Genomic DNA, 13,827 nt, shown 5'->3' on the forward strand with positions numbered 1-13,827 from the left:
GAACCTCTGCGCGCGGGCGGCGGATACGATTGCCGCCGGCCGCGTGCTGAATCAACGGGAGTGCTCGTGAATCCGACCGAATCCGGCAACTTGCGCGACGAACCGCGCGGCGCGATCGAACTGTCCGTGCGCCGCACGCGCGGCGGCGCCGTCGAAACCGCACACGACTACGTGGGCCAGGAATGGCCCGTCGCGCTCGTCTTCAACGGCATCTCGCATGCGGTGATGATGTGTACGCCGTGCGACCTCGAAGCGTTCGCGGTCGGTTTCGCGATCTCGGAAGGGATCGTCGCGCGCGGCAGCGACATCAAGGACATCGAGGTGATCCTGCACGCCGACGCACCGCTGCCGCATGCGGAAGTCCACCTGGAGGTCGTCCAGCAGGCGTTCGCCGCGCTGAAGGACCGGCGCCGCGCGCTCGCGGGGCGTACCGGCTGCGGCGTCTGCGGGATCGAAAGCATCGACCTGCTCGACCTCGCGCCCGAACGCGTGCCCGATACGGGCTTTCTCGCACGCCTCGCCCCCGACGCGCTGACGCGCGCGGCGCAGGCGCTGCCGGTTCACCAGGCGCTCACGCGGCTCACGGGCGGCCTGCACGCGGCCGCGTGGTGCGACGCAACAGGCGCGATCCGGATGGCGTTCGAGGATGTCGGCCGCCACAACGCACTCGACAAGCTGATCGGCTCGCTCGTGCTGTCGCGCGCCGACGCGACCGACGGCTTCGTGTTCCTGTCGAGCCGCGCGAGCTACGAGCTCGTGCGCAAGGCCGCACGGGTCGGCATCCCGCTGGTGGCGACGATCTCCGCGCCGTCGTCGCTCGCGATCGAGATCGCGAAAGCGGCCGGCTTGCGGCTCGTCAGCTTCTGCCGCGAAACCGGCCACGTCGACTACGGCACGGCCTGATCGCGATCCCGGGAGCGCGCCGGCGGTCCGCCGCCGGCGCGCCCTGCTCCGTCGACCGGTCAGTCGAACTGACGGAAATCCGGCTTGCGCTTCTCGAAGAACGCCGTCATCGCCTCGCGCGCTTCCGGCGCGCGCAGCATCTCGGCGAAGTGGCCCGCTTCCTCGGCCATCCGCGCCTGCGTCGCCACGCCGCCCGTATCCTTCAGCAGTGCCTTCGTCACGCGCAAAGACGCCGCCGGCAGCGCCGCGAGCTTTGCCGCCTGCTTCGCCGCGAACGCGTCGAGCTCGGCCGCCGGCAGCACGCGGTTGACGATGCCGATCCGGTGCGCTTCCAGCGCGTCGAACGCTTCGCCGAGCAGCAGCTTCTCGGCCGCGACCTGATGGCCGGCCAGACGCGGCAGCAGCACGCTCGACGCGGCTTCCGGGCACAGTCCGAGCTGCGTGAACGGCAACGAGAACGTCGCGGTGTCGGCCGCGTAGACCAGATCGCAGTGCAGCAGCATCGTCACGCCGACGCCGATCGCCAGGCCCGGCACCGCGGCCACGATCGGCTTGCTCGCGCTGCTGATCCGCGCGAGAAACTGGAACACCGGAGCGGTGTCGTCCTTCGGCGGCGACTTCAGGAAATCCTCGAGATCGTTCCCCGCGGTGAAGTTGCCGTCGCCGCCGCGCAGCAGGATCACGCGAACCGCCTTGTCTTCCTGCGCTTCGGCGAGTGCGTCGGCCATCGTCTGGTACATCGCCGCCGTCAGCGCGTTCTTCTTCGCCGGGCGTGCGATCGTGATCGTCATCACGCCATCGGCGCGTTCCACTTGAATTTCGGCCACAACCGTCTCCTTTGACTTTCCTCTATCGGAATGAAAAAAACGGTGCGCGAGCTCGTGGCCCGCGCACCGTCGCAGCTTGTCGTCGTGCTCCGCTTACAGGCGTTCGATGATGCCCGCGGCGCCCATGCCGGTGCCGACGCACATCGTGACCATCCCGTACTTCAGGTTGCGGCGACGCAGCCCGTGCACGACGGTCGCCGCGCGGATCGCGCCGGTCGCGCCGAGCGGGTGGCCGAGTGCGATCGCGCCGCCCATCGGGTTGACCTTCGACGGGTCGAGGCCGAGATCGCGCATCACCGCCAGCGATTGCGCAGCGAACGCTTCGTTCAGCTCGATCCAGTCGAGATCGTCCTGCTTCAGGCCGGCGGCCTTCAGTGCGGCCGGAATCGCTTCCTTCGGACCGATGCCCATGATTTCCGGCGGCACGCCACGCACCGCGAAGCTCACGAAGCGTGCGAGCGGCGTCAGGTTGAATTCCTTGAGCACCTTCTCCGACACGACGAGCAGCGCGCCCGCGCCGTCCGACGTCTGCGAGCTGTTGCCGGCCGTGACCGAGCCCTTGTTCGCGAACACCGTGCGCAGCTTCGCGAGGCCTTCGATCGACGTATCCGCACGCGGACCTTCGTCGAGCTTGATCTCGCGCGTCTTCACGTCGACTTCACCCGTCGCGAGGTTCGGGAAACGCTCGGTGATCGTGTACGCGGCGATCTCGTCGTTGAACTCGCCGGCCTGCTGGGCGGCAAGCGCCTTGCGGTGCGACTCGACCGAGAATGCGTCCTGGTCTTCGCGGCTCACCTTCCACTGCTCCGCGACGCGCTCGGCCGTCAGGCCCATCCCGTACGCGATGCCGAAGTCTTCGTTGCGATCGAAGATGTGCGGCGACATCGACGGCTTGTTGCCCATCATCGGCACCATGCTCATCGATTCGCAGCCACCCGCGAAGATCGCGTCCGATTCACCGACGCGGATGCGGTCGGCCGCCATGGCCAGCGCCGTGATGCCCGACGCGCAGAAGCGGTTGACCGTCACGCCGCCGACGGTCTGCGGCAGGCCCGCGAGCAGCGCGCCCATCCGCGCGACGTTCAGGCCCTGCTCGGCTTCCGGAATCGCGCAACCGATGATCGCGTCTTCGATCAGCTTCGTGTCGAAGCCGGGCACCTGCGCCACCGCCGACTTGAGCGCGTGGACCAGCAGCTCGTCCGGGCGCGTGTTCTTGAAGACACCGCGCGGGGCCTTGCCGATCGGCGTGCGGCTGGCGGCGACGATGTATGCGTCTTGCAATTGTTTGCTCATTTGAGACTCCTTGCCTTATCCGCTCGCTCAGTTACGCACCGGCTTGCCGGTCTGCAACATGCCCATGATCCGTTCCTGCGTCTTCTGCGTGCCGAGCAGCTCGACGAACGCACGGCGCTCCAGCGCGAGCAGCCACTGCTCGTCGACCAGGCTGCCGGCTTCGACGTCGCCGCCGCACACGGCTTCGGCGATGCGGCTCGCGATCAGGTAGTCGTGATCGCTGATGAAGCGGCCGTCACGCATGTTGACGAGCGATGCCTTGATCGTCGCGATCGCCGAACGGCCGGCGACCGGCACGTCCTTCGCGCGCAGCGGTGCGCGGTAGCCGGTTGCAGCCAGCGCGCGCGCTTCCTTCTTCGCGGTGTCGAGCAGTTCGAACACGTTGAAGATGATCGTGTCGGACGGCTTCACGTAGCCCATCGCACGGGCATCGTGCGCGGACGCCGACACCTTCGCCATCGCCGCGTTCTCGAACGACTTCGTGACGAACTTCAGGATGTCGGTGGTCGCATTCGCGGCCGTTGCGGCATCCGCTGCGCGCAGCGCGGCTTCCTTCAGACCGCCGCCCGCCGGCACGAGGCCGACACCCACTTCGACGAGACCGATGTAGCTCTCGACGTGCACGACGCGCTTCGCGCTGTGCAGCATCAGCTCGCACCCGCCGCCGAGCGCGATGCCCGACACGGCTGCGACGACCGGCACGTTCGCGTACTTCACGCGCAGCATGCCTTCCTGGAACTTCTTCACGAACGGCTCGATGCCCTTCGCGCCGCCCATCATGAACGCGGGCATCGCCTCTTCGAGGTTCGCACCGGCCGAGAACGGGCCGCCCGGCGTGCCGAGCTTCAGCGACGTCGGCTGCCAGATCACCACGCCCTTGTAGTCCTTCTCCGCGAGTTCGATCGCCTGCACGAGGCCGTCGATCACGCTCGGTCCGATCGTGTTCATCTTCGACTTGAACGACACGATCACGACGTCATCCTCACCCGCACGGTCGTCGACCCATGCACGCACGGCATCGGTTTCGAACAGCGTCTTGCCGTACGTCTTCGGATCGGCACCGGCTTCGCCGAGCAGCGGCGCGCGGAACACCTGCTTGTCGTAGACCGCGAGGTCCGAACGCGGCACGAAGCGCTTCGCTGCCGGCGCCCACGAGCCTTCGGCCGTGTGCACGCCACCCTTTTCCGCAACCGCGCCTTCGAGCACCCACGACGGCAGCGGCACGTTCGCGAGCGCCTTGCCGGCCGCGATGTCTTCCTGCACCCACTCGGCGACCTGCTTCCAGCCGGCGGCCTGCCAGCCTTCGAACGGGCCTTCGTTCCAGCCGAAGCCCCAGCGGATCGCGAGGTCGACGTCACGCGCGTTGTCGGCGATCGATTCGAGATGCACGCCGATGTAGTGGAACACGTCGCGGAAGATCGACCACAGGAACTGCGCGTGCGGATGGTCCGTTTCACGCAGCAGCTTCAGGCGTTCCGCCGGCGGACGCTTCAGGATGCGGCCGACGGTTTCGTCCGCCTTCGCGCCCGAATCCACGTAGGTGCCCGTCTTCGCGTCGAGCACCTTGATCGCCTTGCCTTCCTTCTTGTAGAAGCCGCCGCCCGTCTTCTGGCCGAGCGCGCCCTGCTTCACCAGTTCGGCGAGCACGGCAGGCGTCTGGTAGACCGGGAAGAACGGATCGTCGGCGAGGTTGTCCTGCATCGTCTTGATCACGTGCGCCATCGTGTCGAGGCCGACCACGTCCGCGGTGCGGAACGTCGCCGACTTCGCGCGGCCGAGGCGGCTGCCCGTCAGGTCGTCGACTTCGTCGAAACGCAGGCCGAACTTCGCGGCCTCGGTGATCACGGCCAGGATCGAGAAGATGCCGACGCGGTTCGCGATGAAGTTCGGCGTGTCCTTCGCGCGCACGACGCCCTTGCCGACGATGCTCGTCAGGAAGGTTTCGAGCTGGTCGAGGATCTCCGGGCGCGTATGCGCGGTCGGGATCAGCTCGACGAGGTGCATGTAGCGCGGCGGGTTGAAGAAGTGCACGCCGCAGAAACGCGACTTCAGCTCGTCCGAGAAACCTTCGGACAGCTTCGTGATCGACAGGCCCGACGTGTTGGTCGCGAAGATCGCATTCGGCGCGATGTGCGGCGCGACCTTCTTGTACAGGTCGTGCTTCCAGTCCATCCGCTCGGCGATCGCCTCGATCACGACGTCGCACTCGGCGAGTTTCGCGATGTCGTCTTCGTAGTTGGCTGCCTCGAGGTACTTTGCGTCGTCCTTCACGCCGAACGGCGCGGGCGACAGCTTCTTCAGGTTCTCGATCGCCTTCAGCGCGATCGCGTTTTTCGGGCCTTCCTTGGCCGGCAGGTCGAACAGCAGCACCGGCACGCGCGCGTTGATGAGGTGCGCGGCGATCTGCGCGCCCATCACGCCGGCGCCCAGCACGGCGACCTTGCGAATCAGGAAATTGCTCACGGGATGTCTCCGGATAGTGTCGTGCAGCGCGGGAGGTGGGGGCTGCACAGCGAAGTGAGTACCAGGAACCGTTGCGTTCGGGCGGTGCGCATCGCGCCCCGCCCGGACTCGCGTCAGAACAGCGATTCGTCGACTTCCATCAGCGTCTTCGAACCGGCGCGTGCGGCGCGGATCGTCGACGCCGTCTCGGGCAGCAGGCGCGCGAAGTAGAAGCGGGCGGTGGCGAGCTTCGACTTGTAGAACGGATCGCCCGACGCTTCCTTGTCGAGTGCGAGGCGCGCCATGCGCGCCCAGAAGTACGAGAACACCAGGTGGCCGACGGTGCGCAGGTACGGCACGGCGGCAGCGCCGACTTCGTCCGGGTTCTGCATCGCCTTCATGCCGATTTCCATCGTCAGCTTCTGCACCTTGTCGCCGATGTCGGCGAGCGGGTTGATGAACTCGGCCATTTCCGGCTTCACGCCTTCGGCTTCCGCGAATTCCGTGACGAGCTTGCCGAACTTCTTCAGCTTCGCGCCCATGTCGCCGAGCACCTTGCGGCCCAGCAGGTCGAGCGACTGGATCGAGTTCGTGCCTTCGTAGATCATGTTGATCCGCGCGTCGCGCACGTATTGCTCCATGCCCCACTCGGAGATGAAGCCGTGGCCGCCGTAGATCTGCATCGCGTGGTTGGTCGACTCGAATGCGTTGTCGGTCAGGAACGCCTTGATGATCGGCGTGAGCAGCGCGACGAGGTCGGCCGCTTCCTTGCGCACCGCTTCGTCGGCATGCGACAGTTCCTTGTCAATCTGCAGCGCGGACCAGTATGTGAATGCGCGCGCGCCTTCGGCGTAGGCCTTCTGCGTGAGCAGCATGCGGCGCACGTCCGGGTGCACGATGATCGGGTCGGCCGGCTTGTCCGGTGCCTTCGGGCCCGTCAGCGAGCGCATTTGCAGGCGCTCCTTCGCATACGTGAGCGAGTTCTGGTACGCGACTTCCGTGAGGCCGAGGCCCTGCATGCCGACGCCGAGGCGCGCGGCATTCATCATCACGAACATCGCGTTCAAGCCCTTGTTCGGCTCGCCGACCATCCAGCCCTTCGCACCGTCGAGGTTCATCACGCACGTCGAGTTGCCGTGGATGCCCATCTTGTGCTCGATCGAGCCGCACTTGATGCCGTTGCGCTCGCCCGGCTCGCCCGCTGCGTCGGGGATGAACTTCGGCACGATGAACAGCGAGATCCCCTTGGTGCCTTGCGGCGCGTCCGGCAGGCGCGCGAGCACGAGGTGGATGATGTTCTTCGACATGTCGTGCTCGCCGCTCGAGATGAAGATCTTCGTGCCGCTGATCGAGTACGAGCCGTCGCCGTTGGGTTCGGCCTTGGTGCGCAGGATGCCGAGGTCGGTGCCGCAGTGCGGCTCGGTCAGGCACATCGTGCCGGTCCATTCGCCCGTCACGAGCTTCGGCAGGTAGCGCTGCTGCAGTTCCGGCGCGCCGTGCGCGTGCAGGCACTCGTAGGCGCCGTGCGACAGGCCCGGATACATCGTCCAGGCCTGGTTCGCCGAGTTCAGCATTTCGTAGAGCGCGTTGTTCACGAACGCGGGCAGGCCCTGGCCGCCGTAGTCCGGATCGCAGCCGAGCGCCGGCCAGCCGGCCTCGACGTACTGCTGGTAGGCTTCCTTGAAGCCGGTCGGGGTCTTCACGACGCCGTCGCCTTCATACGTGCAGCCTTCGCGATCGCCGACCTGGTTCAGCGGGAACAGCACCTCGGAGCAGAACTTGCCCGCTTCCTCGAGGACCTGGTTGATCGTGTCGGCGTCGAGGTCCGCATGCTTGGGCATTTGCTTGACTTCGGCTTCGACGTTCAGAAGCTCGTGCAACACGAATTGCATGTCGCGCAGCGGCGCGGCGTACTGTCCCATGACTCTCTCCAAAGGTGGGCAAAACGGCTCGAGCTCCTGGCGGGCGGATCACGCGCCGCTAACGGCTCTCGCTCTGATACGAAACAATCGTCTTTTCCAGCGCGGCCCACGTGAGGCGCACGGCGTCCGGCGAATGCAGGAAGCGTGCGTCGTGATGCAGGCCGAGCGTGAAGCTGTACAACTCGAAGAGCATCAGGTCCGGATCCGTATCCGCACGCAGATGCCCTTCTTCCTTCGCCTGCGAAATGGCACGCAGCATCGCGGCACGCCAGGCCGTCACGCTTGCGATCAACTGCTCGCGCACGGGGCTGTCAGGCCGGTCGTCGTACTCGACCGCACCGCTGATGTAGATGCATCCGGTCGTCACCTCCTGGATGCGCTTCTCCGTCCAGCGGGCCAGCATCGCCCGAAGGCGCGGCAAGCCTCGCGGCTCGCGCAGGCTCGGAAAGAACACCTCGTTTTCGAAACGATGGTGATACTCGCGGACGACCTCGACCTGCAGGTCTTCACGCGATCCGAAGTGCGCGAACACACCGCTCTTGCTCATCTGCATGCGCTCGGCCAGCAGGCCGATCGTCAGCCCCTCCAGCCCGTCACGGCTGGCGAGGTCCAAAGCAGCTTCAAGTATCGCGGCACGCGTCTGTTCGCCTTTTCGCATAGCTATTTCTGTAACCGTTCGGGGGTTCGAATAAAATCGAACGGCCGTACTATTATTGAGTGCGGCCGCTCGCGAAACAAGGAAATTATTAGAAACCGGTGTCTAACCGAGCCGCTATTTTGCGCGATTCCGGCGGGACCGGAGCGGCTTTTCCGCACGAACGTGCGGACAGATTTTATGAAGCGAATACTTAGTCTGCGTTCAGTCGTAACCGCCGACCGTCAGCGCCTTCATCACGAGGCGGTACGTGTTGTACGCAAGCCAGTTCAGCAGCCGCTCGATGCGCGGGCGCGCGGCGTAGCGCGCGGCATCGATCTCCCGGCCTTCGGCGAACGCGGTCGCGATCGCGTCTCGCAACTGGTTCGTCACTGCATCGTAGCGCACCAGCACGACGTTCGCTTCATTGTTCAGCATCAGGCTCAGCGCGTCCAGGTTCGACGAGCCGACCGTCGCCCAGTTGTCGTCGATCACGGCGACCTTGCCGTGCAGGATCGTCTTGTCGTATTCGGCAACGCGCACGCCCGCCCGCAACAGCGAGTGATACAGGAACGGCACGGCCGTATCGAGCGCCGTGAATTCCTTGCGACCGATCAGCACCTGCACGTCGACGCCGCGGCGGGCCGCACCCGTCAGTGCGCGGCGCAGCTTGCGGCCCGGCATGAAATACGGATTCGCGAGCAGGATCCGCTGGCGCGCCTGGCCGATCGCCGCGAGATACGCCTTCTCGATCGCGCGGCGGTTCACGACGTTGTCGCGCGCGACGAACGCGACGCTCGGCTCGGTCACGACCCGCAGTGCGCCGGCCTTGATCCATCGATGGCTGCGCATCCAGCGCCGGAACATGTCGGGGAACGCTTCGCCACCGTGCAGCCCGGCCGCGTACTGCGCATACGGCTTGTGGCCGAACTGGATGCGGTGCCACTGCAACTCGAACGCGGCGCGCACGTCGGCCACCGCGGGCCCGGCCATCTCGACTGCGAAGTCCCAGCGCGCGAACGGCAGCGTCGCGCTGCCCTGCGTGTAGTCGTCGACGATGTTGATGCCGCCGCAGAACGCGACCGCGTGATCGATCACCGCGAGCTTGCGGTGCGTGCGCGAGAAGCCGAAACGGCCGAACAGGAAACGGTTGTAGATGCAGTGCTCGACGCCGGCTTCGGCCCATGTGTCGAACAACGGCAGGCGTGCGGTGCCGATGCCGTCGGTGATCACGCGCACGCGCACGCCGCGCCGCGCCGCGCGGATCAGCGCGTCCGACACCGGCCGGCCGGCCGCGTCGTCGCAGAAGATGTAGGTTTCGAGCATCACCTGCTCGCGCGCGGCGTCGATCCGTTCGATCAGCGCGTGGAAGAATTCGCCGCCGGTTTCGCACAGCCGCACCGTGTTGCCGGCCGTAAACGCGAGCCGCGACGCGGAACCGCGTTCCTGCAGGAACATCTGCCGCAATTGCGCGAAGCGCTTGCGGGCTTCCGCCGTCATGCGGACGAGCCGTGCGGCGCGCGCGACAGTGCCACGCGCGCGGGCAGTTGCAGGATCGCCTCGGCGTTCGACGGCGAGAAACAGCGTGCGGCCGCCTCGCGGAACGGCAGCCACGCATGGTCGACATGCTCGCGCGGCGACAGCGTCACGTCGACGCGATGCGGCACGCACAGGCCGAACCAGTGCTCGACATTGCGCGTGACGCCCGGCGCATAGCGATGCAGGTATTGCGGATAGATCGTGTATTCGATCTTGTGGCGCCAGTCGACGAGCGCACTGGCCGGCACGTCCGGCGTGCCGACTGCGATGCCGGTCTCTTCGATCACTTCGCGCGCGGCGGTGACCGCGAGCGGCTCGTCGAGCGCGTCCTTCGAGCCGGTCACCGATTGCCAGAAATCGGGCTGGTCGGCACGCTTGATCACGAGCACATCGAGGTCGGGCGTGTAGATCACGACAAGAACGGATTCGGGGATTTTCGGCGGCTTCGTCATCTTTGTTTCATGCAGCACAGGGCCGCGCGCCGGGCAAATGCTCCGAACGGGCGGCAAGTGCTGCGACTGTACCGCAAAAAACGAAAAAGGCGCATCGCTGCGCCTTTTTCATGTGCGTCGTGTGCGCGCGAACGCACACACGACCGGGTACGAAGCGCGTTACGCCTTCGGCTGTTCCGGCTGACGCAGACGGATGTGCAGTTCGCGCAGCTGACGCTCGTCGACCGGGCTCGGCGCTTGCGTGAGCAGATCCTGCGCACGCTGCGTCTTCGGGAACGCGATCACGTCGCGGATCGAATCGGCGCCGGCCATCATCGTGACGATGCGGTCGAGACCGAATGCGATACCGCCGTGCGGCGGCGCGCCGTACTGCAGTGCGTCCAGCAGGAAGCCGAACTTGAGCTGTGCTTCTTCAGCACCGATCTTCAGCGCGCGGAACACCTTGCTCTGCACTTCCTCGCGGTGGATACGCACCGAGCCGCCGCCGATTTCCCAGCCGTTCAGCACCATGTCGTAGGCCTTCGCGAGGCAACGGCCCGGATCCGTCTCGAGGTACTCGAGGTGCTCGTCCTTCGGGCTCGTGAACGGGTGGTGAGCCGCGACGTAGCGTGCATCTTCGTCGTCGTATTCGAACATCGGGAAGTCGACGACCCACAGCGGCTTCCAGCCCGCCTGGACGAGGCCGCTCGCCTTGCCGAATTCCGAATGGCCGATCTTCAGGCGCAGCGCGCCGAGGCTGTCGTTGACGACCTTCGCGCGGTCGGCCGCGAAGAAGATGATGTCGCCGTCTTCCGCGCCGGTGCGCTCGAGGATCGCCGCGATCGATGCGTCGTGCAGGTTCTTGACGATCGGGCTCTGCAGGCCGTCACGGCCCTTCGCCTTCTCGTTGACCTTGATCCATGCGAGGCCCTTCGCGCCGTAGATGCGCACGAATTCGGTGTAGCCGTCGATGTCGCCACGCGACAGCTCGCCGCCCTTCGGCACGCGCAGTGCCGCGACACGGCCGTCCTTCGCGTTGGCCGGCGTGCTGAACACCTTGAAGTCGACGTCCTTCATCGCGTCGGTCAGCTCGGTGAATTCGAGCTGCACGCGCAGGTCCGGCTTGTCCGAACCGAAACGCGCCATCGCTTCCGAGTACGGCATCACCGGGAATTTCGCGTCGAGTTCGACGTCGATCGTCGTCTTGAAGATGTGACGGATCATGTCTTCGAACAGGTCACGGATTTCCTGCTCGCCGAGGAACGACGTTTCGCAGTCGATCTGCGTGAATTCCGGCTGACGGTCGGCACGGAGGTCTTCGTCGCGGAAGCACTTGGTGATCTGGTAGTAACGGTCGAAGTTCGCGACCATCAGCAGCTGCTTGAACAGCTGCGGCGACTGCGGCAGCGCGAAGAACTGGCCTGCGTTCACGCGCGACGGCACGAGGTAGTCGCGCGCGCCTTCCGGCGTGCTCTTCGTCAGCATCGGCGTTTCGATGTCGATGAAGCCCTGCTCGTCGAGGTACTTGCGCGCTTCGATCGCCACGCGGTAGCGCAGGCGCAGGTTGTGCTGCATCTGCGGGCGACGCAGGTCGAGCACGCGGTGCGTCAGACGCGTCGTTTCCGACAGGTTGTCGTCGTCGAGCTGGAACGGCGGCGTGACCGACGCGTTCAGCACATTCAGTTCGTGGCACAGCACTTCGATCTTGCCGCTCTTCAGGCCGGCGTTGACCGTGCCTTCCGGACGGTTGCGCACGAGGCCCTTGATCTGCACGCAGAACTCATTGCGCACGCCTTCGGCGGTCGCGAACATTTCCGCGCGATCCGGGTCGCACACCACCTGCACGAGGCCTTCACGATCGCGCAGGTCGATGAAGATCACACCGCCGTGATCGCGGCGGCGCTGCACCCAGCCGCACAGCGACACGGTTTGGCCCAGCAGGTGTTCGGTCACGAGACCGCAGTATTCAGTACGCATCGACATGATGTTTGCTTTCGTTCGGTTTGATCAACGGGCGCCGCAACGCGCGGCCCGGGCGATGATTCTTTACTTACAGCGGCGGCTCGACGGGGCGGCGTGCAGGCGCCGGAGCCGGCGCCGGGGGCGCCACCACGCCCATCGAGACGATGTACTTGAGCGCGGCATCGACCGACATGTCGAGTTCGATGACTTCGCTCTTCGGCAGCATCAGGAAGAAGCCCGACGTCGGGTTCGGCGTCGTCGGGATATAGACGCTCACGTATTCTTCCGTCAGATGATTGAGCACGTCGCCGCCCGGCGTGCCGGTCAGAAACGCGATCGTATACGAGCCGCGACGCGGGTATTCGATCAACAGCGCCTTGCGGAACGCGTTGCCGCTGCTCGACAGCAGCGTGTCCGACACCTGCTTGACGCTCGTGTAGATCGGCCCGACGACCGGGATGTGGCGCACCACGGCGTTCCACCACGTGACGAGCTTCTGGCCGATGAAGTTCTGCGTGGCCAGCCCGACGACGAAGATGAACGCGAGCGTCAGCACCGCGCCGATCCCCGGCAGATGGAAGCCGAGCATCCGCTCGGGCTGCCACGATTCGGGCAACAGGAGCAGTGTCTGGTCCATCGTGCCGATGATGAGACCAAGCACCCACAGCGTGATCGCGAGCGGGACGAGAACCAGCAGGCCGGTCAGAAACACCGATTTCAGGGTCGTCTTTTTCATCATCTGCCGTCAATGAACCGCGCCGGCGGCGCGGGTTGGTCGCAGCCCGGCCGGGCCGCGACGGTCAACTGCTGGCGGCGGGCGCTGCAGCCGGGGCGGGCGCTGCGCTCGTCGTCGTGCTTTCGGAACTGCTCGAAGCAGCCGGCGCAGCCGCAGCGGGCGCGGCTTCCGTTGCCGCAGCCGGGGCTGCGTCGCCCGACGCCGTCGCCGGCGCGCTGGTGCCGCCCGAACCGCCACGGAAATCGGTGACATACCAACCCGAACCCTTCAGCTGGAAGCCCGCGGCAGTGACCTGCTTGCGAAATGCATCCTTCCCGCATTCCGGGCACTGCGACAGCGGCGCGTCGCTCATCTTCTGGAGCACGTCCTTCGCGAAACCACACGCTTCGCATCGATAGGCGTAGATCGGCATGATATTTTTCCCGCGGAAACTGGAAACAGCTTGCAAAACCTTGAATTATAGCCGAAACCCCGTCGCGCTCCGGCAATGGCCGCGACACCCGCGCATCAGCGGCGACGCCACGTGAGCCAGCGCTCATGTCCTTCGAACACCGCGAGCGAATCGGTCACGGGCAAATCCTCGACCAGTTCGAAGTGCGGCGTGAGCAGCGCATCGAGTTCGGCACGCTCGATTCCGAACGGCGGCCCCTTCGGTTTCGCCATCAGGAAGAAATAGCCGGCCAGCAATCCGTCAGCAGGCAGCAACTCGGCCATGCGCGTCGCATAGCCGGCACGCATGGCCGGCGGCAGCGCGCACAGGAACGCGCGCTCGTACACCCACTGCACGTCGAACGGCGGCCGGTACGCAAAGAAATCGGCCTGCTCGACGACGTCCGCATGCGCACCGAGCTGCGCCTTCGCGGCAGCCACCGCCTGCGCGGCGAAATCGATCGCACGCACGGGCCAGCCGGCTTCGGCCAGCCACCCGGCTTCCTGCGCACTGCCGCAGCCGGGAATCAGCACCGCGCACGGCTCGAGCCGATGCGCGAACACACTGAAGCCCTCGGGCACACCGCCGAATTCCCACGGCGTCACGCCACGCTCGAAACGCTCGTCCCAGAACGATGCGTTGCCGGGATCGCGCGTCGTGAAATCGGCGGCTGACGGTGTAGCGGGTTGCTTCGGATCGGACATCGCC

General features: G+C 66.0%; 12 protein-coding genes. 1 reads left to right on the forward strand and 11 read right to left on the reverse strand.

Annotation, left to right across the window (positions count from 1 at the left end):
- The first annotated feature begins 66 nt into the window (after window positions 1-66).
- Window positions 67-903, forward strand: coding sequence for a formate dehydrogenase accessory sulfurtransferase FdhD (gene fdhD, locus F3J15_RS21855; RefSeq protein WP_069249363.1), 837 nt, complete (start codon window positions 67-69; stop codon window positions 901-903).
- A gap of 59 nt (window positions 904-962) precedes the next feature.
- On the opposite strand, the gene F3J15_RS21860 is transcribed toward fdhD, so the two are convergent.
- From F3J15_RS21860 to F3J15_RS21910, 11 genes are all read right to left on the reverse strand, one after another.
- Entirely contained in the window at window positions 963-1,730 is a 768-nt protein-coding gene (locus tag F3J15_RS21860; protein ID WP_089446378.1) for an enoyl-CoA hydratase, read from the reverse strand.
- Window positions 1,731-1,823: 93 nt separating this feature from the next.
- Complete coding sequence (locus F3J15_RS21865; protein ID WP_039360089.1) at window positions 1,824-3,023, reverse strand: acetyl-CoA C-acyltransferase; 1,200 nt, start codon at window positions 3,021-3,023, stop codon at window positions 1,824-1,826.
- Between the two features lie 27 nt (window positions 3,024-3,050).
- On the reverse strand, window positions 3,051-5,486 hold the full coding sequence (locus tag F3J15_RS21870; RefSeq protein ID WP_046544448.1) for a 3-hydroxyacyl-CoA dehydrogenase/enoyl-CoA hydratase family protein: 2,436 nt from the start codon (window positions 5,484-5,486) through the stop codon (window positions 3,051-3,053).
- 113 nt (window positions 5,487-5,599) lie between these two features.
- Complete coding sequence (locus F3J15_RS21875; RefSeq protein WP_069248825.1) at window positions 5,600-7,387, reverse strand: acyl-CoA dehydrogenase C-terminal domain-containing protein; 1,788 nt, start codon at window positions 7,385-7,387, stop codon at window positions 5,600-5,602.
- A 58-nt stretch (window positions 7,388-7,445) separates the two neighbouring features.
- On the reverse strand, window positions 7,446-8,045 hold the full coding sequence (locus F3J15_RS21880; protein WP_006751498.1) for a TetR/AcrR family transcriptional regulator: 600 nt from the start codon (window positions 8,043-8,045) through the stop codon (window positions 7,446-7,448).
- A gap of 201 nt (window positions 8,046-8,246) precedes the next feature.
- Window positions 8,247-9,521 (reverse strand): cardiolipin synthase ClsB, encoded by a 1,275-nt coding sequence (gene clsB, locus F3J15_RS21885; RefSeq protein WP_089446381.1) that lies wholly within the window; start codon window positions 9,519-9,521, stop codon window positions 8,247-8,249.
- Entirely contained in the window at window positions 9,518-10,012 is a 495-nt protein-coding gene (nudB, locus tag F3J15_RS21890; RefSeq protein WP_089446382.1) for a dihydroneopterin triphosphate diphosphatase, read from the reverse strand. The genes clsB and nudB overlap by 4 nt, the downstream gene beginning before the upstream one ends.
- 159 nt (window positions 10,013-10,171) lie before the next feature.
- Window positions 10,172-11,974 carry an aspartate--tRNA ligase gene (gene aspS / locus F3J15_RS21895; protein ID WP_069248828.1) on the reverse strand — a complete coding sequence of 601 codons (1,803 nt, stop codon included), beginning with the start codon at window positions 11,972-11,974 and terminating at the stop codon, window positions 10,172-10,174.
- A 67-nt stretch (window positions 11,975-12,041) separates the two neighbouring features.
- Window positions 12,042-12,692 carry a DUF502 domain-containing protein gene (locus F3J15_RS21900; RefSeq protein ID WP_069248829.1) on the reverse strand — a complete coding sequence of 217 codons (651 nt, stop codon included), beginning with the start codon at window positions 12,690-12,692 and terminating at the stop codon, window positions 12,042-12,044.
- 61 nt (window positions 12,693-12,753) lie between these two features.
- On the reverse strand, window positions 12,754-13,101 hold the full coding sequence (locus F3J15_RS21905) for an FmdB family zinc ribbon protein (RefSeq protein ID WP_011353158.1): 348 nt from the start codon (window positions 13,099-13,101) through the stop codon (window positions 12,754-12,756).
- 95 nt (window positions 13,102-13,196) lie between these two features.
- Window positions 13,197-13,823, reverse strand: a complete 627-nt coding sequence (locus F3J15_RS21910) for an SAM-dependent methyltransferase (RefSeq protein WP_166893968.1) — start codon at window positions 13,821-13,823, stop codon at window positions 13,197-13,199.
- Window positions 13,824-13,827 lie beyond the last annotated feature (4 nt).

The organism is Burkholderia sp. Ap-955 (assembly GCF_011753045.1).
Lineage (GTDB): Bacteria > Pseudomonadota > Gammaproteobacteria > Burkholderiales > Burkholderiaceae > Burkholderia > Burkholderia lata_D.